18 protein-coding genes are annotated in these 15,571 nt (G+C 71.9%); 8 read left to right on the top strand and 10 right to left on the bottom strand.

The window, feature by feature from the left end; translation table 11 throughout:
• Together purM and AC59HU_RS06560 are read left to right on the top strand one after the other, a co-directional pair.
• A complete protein-coding gene (purM, locus tag AC59HU_RS06565) occupies positions 1-1,113 on the top strand; it encodes a phosphoribosylformylglycinamidine cyclo-ligase (protein ID WP_497222571.1) in 1,113 nt (370 codons plus the stop codon).
• A 60-nt stretch (positions 1,114-1,173) separates the two neighbouring features.
• Positions 1,174-1,518 (top strand): hypothetical protein, encoded by a 345-nt coding sequence (locus AC59HU_RS06560; RefSeq protein ID WP_497222570.1) that lies wholly within the window; start codon positions 1,174-1,176, stop codon positions 1,516-1,518.
• Positions 1,519-1,721: 203 nt separating this feature from the next.
• On the opposite strand, the gene AC59HU_RS06555 is transcribed toward AC59HU_RS06560, so the two are convergent.
• The gene (locus AC59HU_RS06555) at positions 1,722-2,903 is read right to left on the bottom strand and encodes a DNA-3-methyladenine glycosylase family protein (RefSeq protein WP_497222569.1); all 1,182 of its coding nucleotides are present in this window, start codon (positions 2,901-2,903) and stop codon (positions 1,722-1,724) included.
• 64 nt (positions 2,904-2,967) lie between these two features.
• On the opposite strand from AC59HU_RS06555, the gene AC59HU_RS06550 reads away from it, so the two are divergent.
• Both AC59HU_RS06550 and AC59HU_RS06545 read left to right on the top strand, forming a co-directional pair.
• Positions 2,968-3,192: a response regulator gene (locus AC59HU_RS06550; protein ID WP_497222568.1), complete on the top strand. Its 225-nt coding sequence runs from the start codon at positions 2,968-2,970 to the stop codon at positions 3,190-3,192.
• Positions 3,193-3,269: 77 nt separating this feature from the next.
• Positions 3,270-4,325 (top strand): isopenicillin N synthase family dioxygenase, encoded by a 1,056-nt coding sequence (locus tag AC59HU_RS06545; RefSeq protein ID WP_497222567.1) that lies wholly within the window; start codon positions 3,270-3,272, stop codon positions 4,323-4,325.
• Here the strand turns inward: AC59HU_RS06545 and AC59HU_RS06540 are convergent.
• Positions 4,322-5,245, bottom strand: a complete 924-nt coding sequence (locus AC59HU_RS06540; RefSeq protein ID WP_497222566.1) for a helix-turn-helix domain-containing protein — start codon at positions 5,243-5,245, stop codon at positions 4,322-4,324. The two genes, AC59HU_RS06545 and AC59HU_RS06540, sit on opposite strands and share 4 nt — an antisense overlap.
• Positions 5,246-5,497: 252 nt before the next feature.
• Here AC59HU_RS06540 and AC59HU_RS06535 point away from each other — a divergent pair, with 252 nt between their 5' ends.
• Positions 5,498-5,974: a VOC family protein gene (locus AC59HU_RS06535; protein ID WP_497222855.1), complete on the top strand. Its 477-nt coding sequence runs from the start codon at positions 5,498-5,500 to the stop codon at positions 5,972-5,974.
• 50 nt (positions 5,975-6,024) lie between these two features.
• Positions 6,025-6,921 (top strand): alpha/beta fold hydrolase, encoded by an 897-nt coding sequence (locus tag AC59HU_RS06530; protein ID WP_497222565.1) that lies wholly within the window; start codon positions 6,025-6,027, stop codon positions 6,919-6,921.
• Between the two features lie 82 nt (positions 6,922-7,003).
• On the opposite strand, the gene AC59HU_RS06525 is transcribed toward AC59HU_RS06530, so the two are convergent.
• From AC59HU_RS06525 to purD, 4 genes are all read right to left on the bottom strand, one after another.
• Positions 7,004-7,303 (bottom strand): DUF6611 family protein, encoded by a 300-nt coding sequence (locus AC59HU_RS06525; protein ID WP_497222564.1) that lies wholly within the window; start codon positions 7,301-7,303, stop codon positions 7,004-7,006.
• 107 nt (positions 7,304-7,410) lie between these two features.
• The gene (locus AC59HU_RS06520; RefSeq protein ID WP_497222563.1) at positions 7,411-8,112 is read right to left on the bottom strand and encodes an alpha/beta fold hydrolase; all 702 of its coding nucleotides are present in this window, start codon (positions 8,110-8,112) and stop codon (positions 7,411-7,413) included.
• A 42-nt stretch (positions 8,113-8,154) separates the two neighbouring features.
• Positions 8,155-9,087 (bottom strand): phosphoribosylaminoimidazolesuccinocarboxamide synthase, encoded by a 933-nt coding sequence (locus AC59HU_RS06515; protein WP_497222562.1) that lies wholly within the window; start codon positions 9,085-9,087, stop codon positions 8,155-8,157.
• Entirely contained in the window at positions 9,084-10,370 is a 1,287-nt protein-coding gene (gene purD / locus AC59HU_RS06510) for a phosphoribosylamine--glycine ligase (protein ID WP_497222561.1), read from the bottom strand. Before purD ends, AC59HU_RS06515 begins: the two co-directional genes overlap by 4 nt.
• A 43-nt stretch (positions 10,371-10,413) precedes the next feature.
• Here purD and AC59HU_RS06505 point away from each other — a divergent pair, with 43 nt between their 5' ends.
• A complete protein-coding gene (locus AC59HU_RS06505; RefSeq protein ID WP_497222560.1) occupies positions 10,414-10,776 on the top strand; it encodes a sterol carrier family protein in 363 nt (120 codons plus the stop codon).
• 70 nt (positions 10,777-10,846) lie between these two features.
• Positions 10,847-11,191: a hypothetical protein gene (locus tag AC59HU_RS06500; protein ID WP_497222559.1), complete on the top strand. Its 345-nt coding sequence runs from the start codon at positions 10,847-10,849 to the stop codon at positions 11,189-11,191.
• A 93-nt stretch (positions 11,192-11,284) separates the two neighbouring features.
• On the opposite strand, the gene AC59HU_RS06495 is transcribed toward AC59HU_RS06500, so the two are convergent.
• The 4 genes from AC59HU_RS06495 to AC59HU_RS06480 form a co-directional block, all read right to left on the bottom strand.
• Entirely contained in the window at positions 11,285-11,491 is a 207-nt protein-coding gene (locus tag AC59HU_RS06495) for a DUF3073 domain-containing protein (RefSeq protein ID WP_497222558.1), read from the bottom strand.
• Positions 11,492-11,621: 130 nt separating this feature from the next.
• Positions 11,622-13,655, bottom strand: coding sequence for an APC family permease (locus AC59HU_RS06490; RefSeq protein ID WP_497222557.1), 2,034 nt, complete (start codon positions 13,653-13,655; stop codon positions 11,622-11,624).
• Positions 13,656-13,804: 149 nt separating this feature from the next.
• Positions 13,805-13,939, bottom strand: coding sequence for a hypothetical protein (locus tag AC59HU_RS06485; RefSeq protein WP_497222556.1), 135 nt, complete (start codon positions 13,937-13,939; stop codon positions 13,805-13,807).
• 130 nt (positions 13,940-14,069) lie between these two features.
• Complete coding sequence (locus AC59HU_RS06480) at positions 14,070-15,536, bottom strand: MFS transporter (protein ID WP_497222554.1); 1,467 nt, start codon at positions 15,534-15,536, stop codon at positions 14,070-14,072.
• Positions 15,537-15,571 lie beyond the last annotated feature (35 nt).

Below are 15,571 nucleotides of genomic sequence, written 5' to 3'. Positions count from 1 at the left end.
ATGAGCAACAGTTACGCCGCAGCCGGAGTCGACACCGAGGCGGGCGACCGCGCGGTCGAGCTGATGAAGGCGGCGGTGCAGCAGACGCACGGCCCCGAGGTGCTCGGCGGGGTCGGCGGGTTCGCGGGGCTGTTCGACGCCTCGGCGCTCAAGGGCTACGCGCATCCGCTGCTCGCCACCTCGACCGACGGCGTCGGCACCAAGGTCGCGATCGCTCAGGCGCTCGACAAGCACGACACCATCGGGCAAGACCTCGTGGGCATGGTCGTCGACGACATCGTCGTGGTCGGGGCGAAGCCGCTGTTCATGACCGACTACATCGCCTGCGGCAAGGTCGTGCCCGAGCGCATCGCGACGATCGTCGCCGGCATCGCGCGCGCCTGCTCGGCGACCGGCACCGCGCTCGTCGGCGGCGAGACCGCCGAGCACCCCGGACTCATGGGGGCCGAAGACTACGACGTGGCGGGGGCCGCGGTGGGCGTGGTCGAAGCGGATGCGACCCTCGGCGCCGAGCGGGTGCGCGACGGCGACGTCGTGCTCGCCCTGGAGTCGTCGGGGCTGCACTCGAACGGCTACTCGCTGGTGCGGCACATCCTCGCGGGGGCGTCGCTCGCCTACGACTCGCACTCGGACGACTTCGGCGGAGTGGTCGGCGAGGTGCTGCTCGAGCCGACGCGGCTGTACACGGGGCCGCTGGTGCAGATCCTGGCCGACCCGGCGCTCGCCGGCGCCATCCACTCGCTCTCGCACGTGACCGGGGGCGGTATCGCCGCCAACCTCGCCCGCGTGCTGCCGGTCGGGTCGTGGGTCGAGGTCGACCGCGCGACCTGGTCGCCGGCGCCGGTGTTCCGCGTGCTGTCGTCGATCGCGGGCTCGACCCTCGAGTCGTCCGAGGGCACTTGGAACCTGGGCATCGGCTTCTTCGCGGTCGTCGACGCGGCCAAAGCGGATGCGGTGGCCGCCGCGATCTCGGCGCTCGGCATCCCGACGTGGCCGGTCGGCACGGTCTCGACCGCGGCGCGCAGTTTCTCGCCGGCCGACGGGTTCGAGCAGGGGGCCAAGGGCGTCGACGGCGGGGCCGTCAAGCTCGTCGGGGCGTACCCGGCCGCCTGAGCGGCGGCCGGCGGCGGCCGCGGCCTGACAGGGCGGGGTGCGCGGCGGTACTCTGACCGCGTGGCCGTGCCGGTGAGTTCGGAGGAGGCGCTCGAGCGCCTCGACCTGGTGGTCGCCGAGCTCGGCGACCCGTCGGTGGAGCGCGGGCGCATGATGGGGCGGCCCATCCTGACCCGGGCGGGCACAATGTTCGCCTGTCTGAGCGGTGCCGCCTTCGCCCTGAAGCTCGGTGCGGGATCCGCCGAGCACACGGCGGCGCTGGCGATCCCCGAGGCGGAGCTGTTCGACCCCGGCGGCCAGCGTCGCCCGTTCAAAGACTGGGTCGCGCTCCCGCTCGCGGCCGCCGACGTCTGGGCGCTCTTCGCGGCCGACGCCCTCGCCCTGGCCCGCCTCACCCCCCGCTGACACACCTCCTCGTCCCGTCCCCCTCGTCCCCGCCCCCCCGTGGCGCCCCCGAATGCCCTCGATCCGTCACTTGTTGCCGCTATCCCGCCCCCATAGCGGCAACAAGTGACGGATCGCGGACCGGGTGCCGCTCCGCGCGCGCCGAGAAGTCGCTTTTACGTCTAAAGGGAGGGTTTGGGACGTAAAGGTGACTTCTCGAGGGGTCAGGACTTGCGGCGGATGCCGAAGAAGGCTCTGCGGCGTGGTGACTCGGGGGCTTCGGCGTCCACATCCGTCTCCGCCGCCTCGCGATCAGCACCAGCACTAGCGCCCTCATCGCCAGCGTCAGCATCCCCATCAGGCTCGTCTAGGGCCTCGTCTTGCGGGTTCGAGTTGGTGGGGGCGTCTGCGGGCTCCGCAGGGGCGTCAGCGACACCAGATTCCGCGGCGCCAGAGTCCGCGGCGCCGGAGTCCGACGCACCGGCGTCGGCCGCGGCACGCCGGAGGAGCACCGTCACCCACGTGCGATACGGCGCCCACCCCTCGCTCAGCACCTCGAGGTCGTCGGCCGAGGGCGGCGCCTCCAGTTCGTAGGCCGCGGCGACCGCCTCGGCGAAGCGCTTCTCGCCGACGGGTGCGGCATCTTTCTCGCCCGCACCGCGCAGGAGGATCAGCTCGGCCGAGAACGGGCCCACGCCGGGCAGCGTCTGCAGCAGCGCGAGGGCGTCGGCGCGCGGCATCCGTCGCAGGCTGACGCTGTCGATCGTGTTGCGGCGCGCCACCTCGCCCAGCGAGCGCAGCCAGTCGACCTTCTGCGGCGTCAGCCCCGGGAACGACGACAGCTGTGCCAGCACCCCGGGCGCCGGGAAGCCCCAGCGCCGCTCACCGTTGACCACCACCCCCACGCCGAGCTCGCGGGCGAGCTTCGCCTTGAGCGTCGCCGCCTGCCCGGTGCGGATGCGCTGGCTGATGATCGACCACGCCGCGGCCTCGTACCACGACCAGAACCCCACCGGCCGCAGCCCGGGGTACCGCCCCTGCAGGCCGCCGATCACCGGATCGGTCTCGCCGATCGCCGCATAGCCGCTGCCGTCGACGTCGAGCGAGAGGATGCGCTCCATCTGCTGCCGCGCCGCCGACAGCTCGAGCCGCTTGAGCGGGCGCGCGGCGACGATCCGGCCGCGCACCTCGGTGCCGACCTGCTCGACGCCGATGCCGACGGTCAGCCACGACCCCTCGAGCGGGAAGACCACCTCCAGGCCGTTCACGTCGGCGCCGGCCTCGTACTTGGCCGGCTCGAACCCCTCCAAGAACCGGATGCTCTCGGCGAGCGAGTACGGCCCCCGCGGTTGCAGCGCGAACGACCCCCGCGGCGCGGCCGCGGCGAGCTCCCGGGCGTCGACCATCCCCCCATCCTGAGTGATGCACCCGGCAATCACCACCACGGCGGCATCCGGGTACCCTTGCAGCATGACAACACCTGCTCTCGCGCACCTGTCCGGCGGCCCCCTCGACGGCCAGACCATCCCGCTCGACGACGGAGCCCCCGACGAGCTCGTCCTCCCCTACAGCGAGGGCCAGCTCGTGTACCTCAAGTCCGCCGACTCCGACGGCTCCGAGGGCCCGCCCACGGCCCAGTACCGGTACAACGAGACCTCCGAGATCCTGGTCGAGGGCACGTACAACGAGCACTGAGCCGCACCACGAATCCTGAGGGCCGCGTTACATCGCCGTAACGCGGCCCGATTACTGTCAATCCTCGAGGAGGACTCATGGCATTCCAGGTTCCCGTGGTCGACATCACCCCCTACGTCGCAGGCGGCAGCGCCGACGAGAAGGATGCGGTCGCGAAGGCGATCGATGCCGCGTGCAGCGAGGTGGGCTTCATCCAGATCCTCGGCCACGGCATCCCGCGCGCGACGACCGACGGTCTCGCCGCCGCGATGGACGAGTTCTTCGGCCTCGACCTCGACACGAAGAAGACCTACCGCACCCCGCCCGGCATCAACCGCGGCTATGCCCCGCCCAAGTCGGAGAGCCTGAGCCTGAGCCTCGGCGTCGAGTCGGCCAGCCGGATGAACGACTTCTTCGAGGCCTTCAACGTCGGCGCCTCGCAGGCCGACTACCCGGGGGTCGAGCTCGACCCGGTGCACTACGCCGAGAACGTCTGGCCCTCGGCTCCGGATGCGGCGCCCGGCTTCCAGCCGCGGGTCACCGCCTACGTCGCCGAGGCCCGCCGGGTGGCGAACACGATGACCGAGATCTTCGCCGACGCGCTGGGCCTCGCGCCCGGTTTCTTCGACGCCTACACCGGGCACTCGCTCGATGTGCTGCGGATGAACAACTACGCCCTCCCGCCGGGAACCGTCGACCTCGACGGCGACCTCACCGGCATGGGCGAGCATACCGACTACGGCATCGTGACCGTGCTCTGGGCCGATCAGGTCAAGGGGCTGCAGGTGCTCGGCGCCGACGGCGGCTGGCACGACGTCTCGCCGGCCGACCACGCCCTGCTGATCAACCTCGGCGACGTGACCGCGCGCTGGACCAACGAGCGCTGGATGTCGACGCTCCACCGCGTGAAGCCGCCCATCGTCGACGGCACGATCGAGCGGCGGCGGTCGGCCGCCTACTTCCACGACGGCGACTTCGACGCGCTGATCGAGACGCTGCCCTCCTGCGTCTCGGCCGACCGCCTGAACCTGTACGAGCCGGTCACGGTCGGCGAGCACATCGCCGCGAAGCTCGCGGGATCCCGGGCGGGTGTGCGCAACGAGCGCGCCGAGCGCGAGGCTGCGCGGGTCGTCGCGGCCGCGGCGGGTCGCTAGCGCGCCGTGTCGGCGCTGTCGGCGGCGCGCCCGTCGCTGGCGTCCCGTCCGTCCCGTCCGGCCTGCCCGGCCTGCCCCGCGCGCCGGGCCGCCTCGGGGGTCTCGCCGAGGAACAGCGCGTAGCGGCGCGAGAAGTGCGGGTAGTCGGCGTAGCCGAGCCGGGCGGCGAGATCGCTGAGCGGGGTCTCCGGATGCGCGAACAGGGTAGTGGCCGCCTCCTGCAGCCGACGGCACTCGATCAACCACTTCGGACTCACGCCGAGCCGCTCGCCGACCAGCCGCTCCAGCGAACGCAGCGACAGCCCGGCCGCGTCGGCCAGGTCGGCGGCGCGGAGCAGTTCCGGGTCGTTCTCGGCCAGGTCGCAGACCGCATTGAGCAGCCGACCCCGTTCATCCACCCGGCCGGCGGCCGGCAGCAGCCAGCCTCGCAGCACCCCCACCAGCTCCCGTCGCGCGGCGGCGGCCACCGTGTCGGGGGCGGGGTCGGGCTGCGTGTCGGCAAGCGGACCGGCGCCGCGCCGCCCCCGGGCCATGACGGCGGCGATGCGGGCGACCGGGGCGTCGGGCAGCGGCTCCGACGCGGAGACGAGCGCCCGCGGCGCCGCCGTGGTCAGAGCCACCCCCGCCGCCGGCCGCAGCAGCACCCCGACCACCCACGACGCCCCGCGGAGCGGCTCGACGAACAGCCGCGGATCCGGCCCGGCCAGCGACGCACCGCCCGGCCGCACCACGGCGTTGAAGGCGGGGTACCCGAGCACGCGCTGGGGTCGGCTCTCGCCGGCCGGGATGCTCCACCGCGCGACCCAGACGTGCCGCACGAGGTCGTCGAGCCCGGGCCCGAGCCCGAAGCGGTCGAAGTGCACGCCCTCGTCGCCGGGGTTGAGGTGCCCCTTCGACTCGGGCTCGTCCGTCGCTGCCATCGCGCTCTCTCCGTCGTGCGGACCTCGTCCGACACCTCGTCGGCCCGGCGCTGCGCACTGTCGCGTTCGTACAAGACGGGCACCGGATGCTCGTCCTAGCATGACCGCATGACCACCCCGAACGCATCCCCCGCAGCCTCTACCGCCCCCGCCGACGGCATCGGCAACCCCACCGCAGACGTGGGCACCGCCGGTCCCGACACCGCCGAACCCGGCACCCGCGGCGTCACCGGCGACCACACGACCGGCGGCATGCCGCACGGCTCCACTTCCCTCACCCCGCACCTCGTCGTCTCGCCCGCCGATGCGGCGATCGAGTTCTACCGCGACGTCTTCGGCGCCCGAGTGGTCGACGTGACGCGGTTTCCCGGGGCCGACGGCACCGAGCTCGTCGCCCACGCCGTGCTCGATCTCGGCACCGGCATGCTCACCCTGAGCGAACCGCTCGAGGAGTACGGTCTCGTCGCGGCGACCGCCGCCTCCGCCGCCGGGGGCGGCCACTCGTTCTCGCTCGCGATCTACCTCCCCGACGTGGATGCCGCGACCACGGCCGCCGAGGCGGCGGGGGCGACCGTTCGCGAACCGCCGGCCACCTTCGTCTCCGGCGACCGCTTCGCCTCGATCGTCGACCCCTTCGGCGTGCGTTGGAGCGTCATGACCCGCGTGGAGGACCTGTCGCCCGAGGAGGGCGCCCGTCGCGTCGCGGAGTGGGCGGCGCAGCAGGGCTGACGGCCGGCGCGGGGCTGGTCCTCGCCGCTCCCAGACGGCAGAGTGGGGTGATGGCGCTCCTGGACGACGTGATCGAGGGTCTGCGCGACCCCAAGGCCCCGCTGCTGCACGTGGCCGTCGACACGGGTGCCGCGGCGACCACGACTCCGGATGCGCCGAGACCGCATGTGCTCGGCCTCTTCGGGCGGGGGAGCGGCGGCGGGTCGGCCGAGCGCGACGACCGCCCGATCGCGGTGCTGCTGCACGGCATCGCCTCGTCGTCGGCGACCTTCTTCTACGTCATCCCGCTGATCGAGAAGACCCACCGCGTCATCGCGATCGACCTCCTGGGCTTCGGTGGTTCGCCCCAGCCGGAGGGAGCCGAGTACACCCTGGAGGAGCACGTCGCCGCGATCGCCCACACCATCCGCTCGCTGCACCTCGACCGCCCGTTCGTGCTGGTCGGCCATTCGCTGGGCTGCCTGATCGGCACGCGCTACGCCGCGACGCATCCCTCGCACGTGACCAAGCTCGTGCTGGTGAGCCCGCCGGTCTACCTCTCGCCGCAGGAGATCGGCGACCCCCGCGTGCGCAGCCGGGTGCAGGGCTACCTGCAGGCGTACCAGTACTTCCGCGGCAACAAGCAGTTCACGACCGCGACCGCCGCCGTGGTCTCACGGCTGCTGCCGGTCGAGCACGTGATGGAGATCACCGAGCAGAACTGGGAGCCGTTCGTGAAGTCGCTGCAGCACTGCATCGAGTCGCAGACGGTCGTCAGCGATCTGGCGAGCGTCGACGTGCCGATCGACGTGGTCTACGGCCGGCTCGACCAGTTCCTCGTGCCGGGCAACCTCAAGGTGATCGAGAAGATGCGCAACGTGACGACGCACGTGGTCAACGTGAGCGACCACATGATCCGCAAGCCCATGGCCCGCGTCGTTGCCACCGCGGTCGACTCCCCGGCCTGAGCGGGTGACCGGTGACCGGTGACCGGCGACCGCTCGCCGGAGTCAGCGACCAGTCACCGGCGTCAGCGACCGCTCGCCGCCGTCAGCGCCCGCCGAGCACGCTCGCGCGGGCGGCCTCGTACTCCTGGGGCGTGATCGTGCGGGCGTCGCGCAGCCGGTCCAGTTCGGCCAGACGCTCGGTGAGCGGAGTGTCCGGACGGAGCGCCTCGCTGTCGAGAAGCCGGGTGGCGAGGTCGGCCTGAAGGGTGAGCGGGTCATGGCCGCGCTCCCGCACTCGTCGCGCGTTCCTGACGATCAGGACGATGACGACCACGAACACCACCACGACGGCGACGCCGATGACGGCGAAGATCACGGGGAACAGATCGGAGAGCAGAGACACGAGGGCTCCTTCCTTTCGGTCCTTCCACCCTTCCAACCGGTCGACATCCCGGTCCGGATGCTCAGAGAACTCGGAGAATGCCGCCGCAACAGAGGCCCGGCCGCGGCTCAGCCGATGGCGCGGACCAGGGCCTCGCCGAGGTCGGCCGGGCGGCTGAACTGGGGCCAGTGGCCCGTGGGCAGCTCGATCACCGTCACCGACCTCAGTCGCGGGAACTCGGCGAAGTACTCGTGCCCCGAGGCGATGTAGCCCTGCAGCTCCTCCTCGGTGAAGGTGGTCGCGATCAGGGTGACCGGAACGTCGAACCGCGCCGGGTCGTGCAGCCGCTGGGGATCGCGCGCGACCCGAACCGGCTCGGGCACCGCCATGCCACGGAACCAGGCCCGCACGTCATCCGTGAGCCCGCGCAGGTCGGCCTCGCCGAACTCGCTCCAGGGCGGCAGCGGGATGTCGGCCCCGGAGGCCTCGAGCTCGGTGTTGACGGCGACCCCGTCGGCCGTCGGCCAGCTGTCGACGTAGACGGCGCGCGCGATGCGGGAGGGCAGTGCATCCACCACCCCGTGGATGATCGAGCCCGCGCCGGAATGCCCGACCAGCACGACCTCCTCGTCGGCCGGGAGCGACTCGACGAGCGCCACGACCTCCGCGGTCTGCGAGGCGAGGGTCACCCCGCTGCGGTCGTCGTCGACCGAGGCGAGCCCCTCGAGCGTGGGCGTGTGCACGGTGTGGCCCGCCGAGCGGAGCGCGGGCACGACGTCGTTCCACGACGAGCCCTTCAACCAGAATCCTGCGACCAGAATCACGTTCATGGTCAGACCCTATGCGCCACCCCCGACACCGCGGAGGCTGCGCTACTCGCCCGTCAGCCGCTCGAGCAGCTCGCGGTACCGGAGCGCCGTCTGCTCCACGATCTCCTGCGGCAGCGTGGGCGGCGTGCCGGTCTGATCCCAGTTCGCCGCCAGCCAGTTGCGCACGATCTGCTTGTCGAAGCTCGCCGTGCGCTCCCCGGAGTCGTAGGCCGCCGCATCCCAGTACCGGCTCGAGTCGCTCGTCAGCACCTCGTCGCCGAGCGTGATCTCGCCGGTCGCGACATCCCGCCCGAACTCGAACTTGGTGTCGGCGAGGATGACGCCGCGCGCCTCGGCGACGGCTGAGGCGCGACGGTAGATGGCCAGCGACAGATCGCGCAGCGCGGTGGCGTCGTCGAGCCCGACGAGCTCGACGGTCTGCTCGAAGCTGATGTTCTCGTCGTGCTCGCCCATCGGCGCCTTGTACGCGGGCGTGTAGATGGGCTCGGGCAGCCGGTCGCCGTCGTGCAGCCCGGCGGGGAGCGCGATGCCGCACACGCTCTGCGACGCCCGGTACTCCTTCCAGCCGCTGCCGGAGAGGTAGCCGCGCACCACGCACTCGATCGGGAACATCTCGAGCGCCTTGACCACCATCGAGCGGCCGGCGAGCTCGGCCGGCACCGGCGGCAGCGCGGCCGCCTCCGCACCGGTGAGCAGATGGTTGGGCACCTCGGCCAGCTGGTGGAACCACCAGCGGCTGAGCGTGGTCAGCAGCTCGCCCTTGCCGTGGATGCCGGGCTCGAGCACGTGGTCGAACGCGCTCACCCGATCGCTGGCGACGACGAGCAGGGCCGCGGCCGCCGAGCCGGCAGCCGCGCCCTCGGCGCCAGAAGAGGGCGCAGCCGCAGCCGCGCCCGCATCCCCGCCCTCCGCAGCCGGCTCGTACAGATCCCGCACCTTCCCGCTGTACAGGTGCCGCCACCCCGCGACGCTCATTCGGTCACCCCCGCGACCTTCGCCGCGATGTCCTCGCGGTACTGCGCCCCCTCCAGGCGCAGGGCCCCCAGCGCCCCGTAGGCGCGATCGCGGGCGATCCCGAAGTCGGGAGCCACCGCCACCACATTGAGCACCCGGCCGCCGGTGGCGCGGATGACGGGCTCGGCGCCCGAGTCGTCGCGATCCGTGGCCGCGTGCATCACGCTCACCCCCTCGATCCCGACGGTCGCCTCGAGCCCCTCGATCACCCGCCCGATCACCGGTGACCCCGGGTAGTTCTCGCTCGCGAGCACCACGGTGACCGCCACCTCGTCGCCGAACACCGGCCGGGGCTGCTCGCCGAGCGTGCCGGTGGCCGCGGCGAAGAGCAGGTCGCTGAGCGGCGTAATCAGCCGGGGCAGCACGACCTGGGTCTCGGGGTCGCCGAAGCGCGCGTTGAACTCGATCACCCGGATGCCGCGGTCGGTCAGGATCAACCCGCAGTACAGCAGGCCGATGAACGGCGTGTCCTCGGCCGCGAGCCGGCGCACGGTCGGCAGAGCGATGGTCTCGATCACCTCGTCGACGAAGGCCTGCTCGCTGCCGAACCGCTCGTCGAGCCACGGCAGCGGCGAGTACGCCCCCATGCCGCCCGTGTTGGGGCCGAGGTCGCCGTCGAGCAGCCGCTTGTAGTCCTGCGCCGGCGAGAGGGGAGCCACGGTGTGCCCGTCGCTCAGCAGGAACAGCGACACCTCCTCGCCGTCGAGGAACTCCTCGATCAGCACGTCGCCGTGCTCCAGCCAGTGGGCCGCGTGGGCGGTGGCGGCGTCGAGGTCGCTCGTCACGAGCACACCCTTTCCGGCGGCCAGCCCGTCGGCCTTCACCACGTAGGGGGCGCCGAACCGGGCGAGGGCGGCGGATGCCTCGGCCAGCGTCGCCGCGGTCGTCGCGCCGCCCGTCGGCACGCCGGCGGCATCCATGATGCGTTTGGCGAAGGCCTTGCTGCCCTCGAGCGCGGCGGCCTGCTGGCCGGGTCCGAACACCGGGATGCCCCGGGTGCGCAGCGCGTCGGCCACCCCGGCGACCAGGGGCGCCTCGGGGCCGATGACGACGAACTGCACGTCCTCCGCGAGCACGTACTCGACGACGGCACCCGGGTCGTCGGCGTCGAGCGCCACGGTCGGCACGACGGCCGCGATGCCCGCGTTGCCGGGAGCGGCGACGATCTCGTGCGCCTCCTCCCGCAGCAGTGCGGTGATGATGGCGTGCTCGCGCGCGCCCGAGCCGAGAACCAGGATCTTCACGCCGCCAGCCTACCGAGGTCGACGCCGGGGCTACCGTGGAGGCATGGCAAAAGCGAGGATCCCCGACGCCGAAGGCACGGCGGCCGTGACGGCGGCCACCGCCGACTTCGACCAGGCGTCCCGCGACACCCGGGCGACCGCGGTGCGCTACCTGCTGCAGCGGCTCGCCGACGCGGCCGAGGGCAACTCGGTCGAAGTGCGGGTGCCGCCGTTCGGCGCGGTGCAGTGCATCGAGGGCCCCGGTCACACCCGGGGCACCCCGCCGAACGTGGTCGAGATGGATGCGCGTACCTGGCTCGAGCTCGCCACCGGCCGGCTCGACTGGGCCGAGGGTCGCGCGACCGCCCGCATCCACGCCTCGGGCCAGCGCGCCGATCTCTCGGCGGTCGTGCCTCTCGCGCTCTGATCGGGCAGGTCCCGCCGCTCGCCCTCCGATAGGGCAGCCCGTGCCCAGCGGAGTGCGCGACAATGGAGGGGTGAGTTCGCACCCCGACGTCCCGCCCACCCGCGACGGCGACCAGGAACCCGGCCTGATCGGGCCGGTGACGGTCCGCCGTGCGCCCCGGTACTACCGCTTCATGGCGGTGGGTGCCGCGATCGGCCTGCTGATCACGCTGATCGTGACCTTCGCCTTTCCCGAGCAGGAGGACTTCAGCCGGCTCCAGGTGATCGGGTTCACGGCGCTGTTCGTCATCGCGATCTTCGTCGCACTGGGTGCGATCGTCGCGCTGCTGATCGACCGGGTCAGCCGCCGCCGTGCCCGCACGGTCGACGTCGAACTCGTCCGGGAGCAGGGCTCAGGGCCCGACCAGGACGCCTGAGCAGACGGAAGCCTGACCGGCCCAGACACCTGACCGGCCCAGACACCTGAGCGGCCTAGCCGTCAGCCAGAAGCCTTCGCAGACGAACTCGCCTCAGGCGAGCTTCTGCTCGTCCGACGCGTCGAAGGCGTCGTCGGCCTCAGCGTCGTCGTCGTCATCGATCCACTTCGAGTAGTCGGGTTCGCCGTGCTGGCTGCCCGTGAGTTCACGCTCGAGCGCCGAATAGTTCGTGTCGGGGCTGAAGTACTTCAGCTCGCGTGCGACCTTCGTGTGCTTGGCTTTTTGACGGCCACGCCCCATGCGAGACCCCCTCACGAATCGGGCCGGGGGCGGTGCCACCCGGATGAGACGAACAACGACGAAAACTTGCGTCAGTTTAGCACGCAGCCATCGGACGGCCCCGTGCGCCGGGCGGGAGGACGGCGGGCGCTCAGCCTCGTCCGCGCTTGTGCACGACCGGCTCGCCGGAGTGCGGGCGGCGGGGCACCGGGCGCACCGGTTCGCCGCGGCGCTCCTGGCCGGGCAGCGGCCGCGAGCGGCGGCCGTAGAGCAGCTCCGAGGAGTCGAGCAGCCAGGGCACCAGGGCGATGGTCACGCCGTGCACGAGCATGAGCTTCTTGCGGATGCGGCGGGCCTTGTGGTTGTGCAGGATCGTCTCCCACCAGTGCCCGACGATGTAGATCGGCGTGTAGACGGTGACGACCTCGCCGCCGTGCTCGGCCTGGTGCTTCATGATGTACTTCGCCAGCGGCACCGCCACGTCGCGGTAGGGCGACTCGATGATGTTGAGCGGAACCTCGATGTTCATCGCCTGCCAGTCGGCTTCGAGCTGGCTGGTCTGCTCGTCGTCGATCGAGAGGTGCACCGCTTCGATCGAGTCGTGCCGGGCCGCGATGGCGTAGTCCAGGGCCTTCAGCACCGGCTTCTGCATCCGCCCGACCAGCACGATCGCGTGGTCGCCGGTCGCGCCGAAGGTGGTGTGGGGGTCGACCTCGACCTCCTTGTTCACGTCGCGGTAGTAGCGGTTGACGCCCATCATCAGCAGGAAGAGCACGGGCATGATCGCGAACACGAGCCAGGCGCCGTGGGTGAACTTGGTGATCGTCACCACGATGAGCACGATCGCGGTGAAGACGGCTCCCACGGCGTTGATGGCGAGGGAGCGCACGACCGCGCCCCGGTCGGCGCAGCCCTCTCTGAGCATCCGGAGCCAGTGCCGCACCATGCCGGTCTGGCCGAGGGTGAACGAGACGAAGACGCCGATGATGTAGAGCTGGATCAGCTGGGTGAGGTTGGCCTGGTAGACGATCAGGATGGCGGTCGCCGCGAGGGCCAGCACGATCATGCCGTTGGAGAACACGAGGCGGTCGCCGCGGGTGAGCATGGCCTTGGGGGCGTAGGAGTCCTTCGCCAGCACCGAGCCGAGCAGCGGGAAGCCGTTGAACGCGGTGTTGGCCGCGAGCAGCAGCACCGCGGCGGTGGCGGCCTGGATGACGAAGAACATGATCGAGTTGTTGCCGAAGGTCGCCGCGGCGACCTGGGCCATCAGGCTCCGCTGCGGGGTGGTGGCGCAGTCGGCGAAACCGATCAGGTGACACGCGTCCTCCGCGTAGTGCACGCCGGAGATCAGGGCGACGGCGGTGAGGCCGGCGAACAGGCAGATCGCGATGCCTCCCATCAGCACCAGAGTGCGCTGCGCGTTCTGGATCTTGGGGGTGCGGAACGCGGGCACGCCGTTCGAGATGGCCTCGACGCCCGTGAGGGCGGAGCATCCGCTCGAGAAGGCGCGCAGGAGCAGCAGGATCATCGCCGCCTGCGTCAGCTGGTCGGAGCGCACCTCGAAGCCCGCCGACTCGGCGACGGGAGCGACGCCGAACGCCGTGCGCGCCAGGCCGATCACGATCATCGCTGCGACGCTGGCCACGAAGACGTAGGTGGGGATGGCGAAGGCCTTGCTCGACTCGCGCACCCCGCGCAGGTTGACCGCCATCAGGATGATCACGAAGCCCACCGCGATCTCGACCCGCCACGGGTTCAGCTCGGGCAGGGCGGAGATGATGTTGTCGACGCCCGAGGCCACGGAGACGGCCACGGTCAGCACGTAGTCGACCAGCAGGGCCGAGGCGACGACCAGGCCGGCCTTCTCGCCGAGGTTCTTGTGGGCGACCTCGTAGTCGCCGCCGCCGCTCGGGTAGGCCTTCACCAGCTGCCGGTAGCTGGCCACCACCACGACGAGCAGCAGCACGACCGCGGCCGCGACCCAGGGCGCGAAGGTGAGGAAGGAGAGCCCGCCGATCAGCAGGATCATCAACAGCTCCTGCGGGGCGTACGCCACCGACGAGAGCGGGTCGCTCGCGAAGATCGGGAGGGCCAGGCGCTTGGGGAGGAGCTGACCCTCGAGCTTGTCGCTCGGCAGCGGATCGCCGATCAACCAGCGTTTCGCTGAGCGGGTTTCATTAACCACGAGTGACGACACTACTCGCGCGCGAACGCGTGTCAAGTTGAGCGGCGGCGGATTTATTCCCGCTCTCGGCCCCAGGATTTCCCGGGCGTGAAAAAGCGCCGCGCGCCCCGTGATTCCGGGGTCGTGCGGCGCTCGTTCGCCCTGGTCGACTACTCGTCGCCGGGGATGACGCTGTCGGTGTACTCGCCGCTCTCCGGCTCGGGCACGTTCACGTTCTCGGCCTCGGTGTCGGTGTACTCGCCGTCGCGCTCGCCGCGTCCGTCGTGTTCTTTCTTCTCGGTCATGAGATCCTCCTCGATTGAATGGCCGGTGGCTCTTCGGGTGAAAGTACCACCGCCGTGGGGGCGGAGCCAGGGTTTCGCACGGATGTGCAGGCGGGGTGTGCCGGTGCGGCCGGGGCCACCAGGGCGGGCGTCAGGCGCGACGCCCGCGGGCGGGCCGGATGGCGAGCACGAGGGCGGCGGCGGCCAGGGCGGCCAGTGCGGCTCCGACGAAGACGGCGCTGAAGCCCGAGGTGGCGGCGACGGCGGGCGCCGCTCCCGAGCCGAGTGCTCCGCTCGTGATCGCGGCCGCGATCGTCGACAGCACGGCGAGGCCCAGGGCGCCGCCGATCTGCTGGCTGGTGTTGACCAGTCCGCTGGCGAGCCCCGCATCCGCCCCGCTCGTGCCGCTCACGGCGAGGTCGGTGACCGCGACGAAGGATGCGCCGAGCCCGGCGCCGATCACGATGGTCGGTGCGAGCAGGTCGCCGACGAACCCGGCCCCGGCCGGCGCGAACGAGAGCCAGACCAGCCCGGCCGCGAGCACGACCAGGGCGGCGACGAGCACGGGGCGGGCGCCGATTCGCGCCATCAGGGCCGGGACCGTCGCGGCCGCGACGACGAGGGTGCCGGCCAGGGGCAGCTGGGTGAGGCCGGAGGTGAGGGCGTCGAAGCCGAGCACGTCCTGCATGAAGACGGAGAGGGCGAAGAAGGTCGCGGTGGTGGCGGCGCCGATCAGCAGCATGGCGAGGTTGCCCCCGGTGACGGCCGGGCGCCGGAAGATCGCGAGGTCGACCAGGGGCGCGCTGCTGCGGCGCTCGATCAGGATGAACGCGGCGAGCAGGGCGACCGCGGCGGCGAACAGGCCGAGCACGACGGGCGAGCCGAAGCCGGACCGGCCGGCGGTGCCGAGGGCGGCCACCAGGGCGACCAGGCCGGCGGTCACGGTGGCGGCGCCGGGGAGGTCGAGCTTGGGTCGGGCACCGACAGCGCTGACTCCGTCGCGGGCGAGCAGGCGGGGGAGCGCGATCAGCACGAACAGCCCGACGGGCACGTTCACGAAGAAGATCGCCGGCCACCCGAAGGCCCCGGTGAGCACGCCGCCGAGCAGCACGCCGGCCGCACTGCCGATGCCGGCCACCGCGCCCCAGACGCCCAGGGCCTTGGCGCGATCGGCGCCGGTCACGAACAGGCGGGTGACGATCGCGAGCGACGCCGGTGCGAGCAGTGCCGCCGAGGCGCCCTGCAGCGCGCGGGCCGTGAGCAGCAGCCCGCCGTTCGTGGCGAGCCCGGCCAGCGCCGAGGCGGCGATGAAGCCGGCGATGCCGATCAGGAACACGCGGCGGTGCCCGAAGCGGTCGGCGAGTCGGCCGCCGAGCAGCAGCAGTCCGCCGAAGGGGAGCACGTAGGCGGTGATCACACCGCTGAGCGCGGCCGTGTCCAGGCTCAGCTGCGCGCCGATGGACGGCAGCGCGATGTTGACGATCGAGGCGTCGAGCACGACGAGGAACTGGGCGACGGCCAGCACGACGAGCGCAGCCCAGCGGCGGCGGTCGGGGGCCGGTGCCGCGGCCGAGGGGTGCGAGGTGGAGGGGAGGGAGGTCGTGGTCGAGGTTGACATCATGATCCTTTCAGTTGTGAGTGACTGAACAGTCA

Source organism: Herbiconiux sp. 320_LB (genome assembly GCF_059691755.1).
This window is presented reverse-complemented; position numbering and strand designations above follow the sequence as displayed.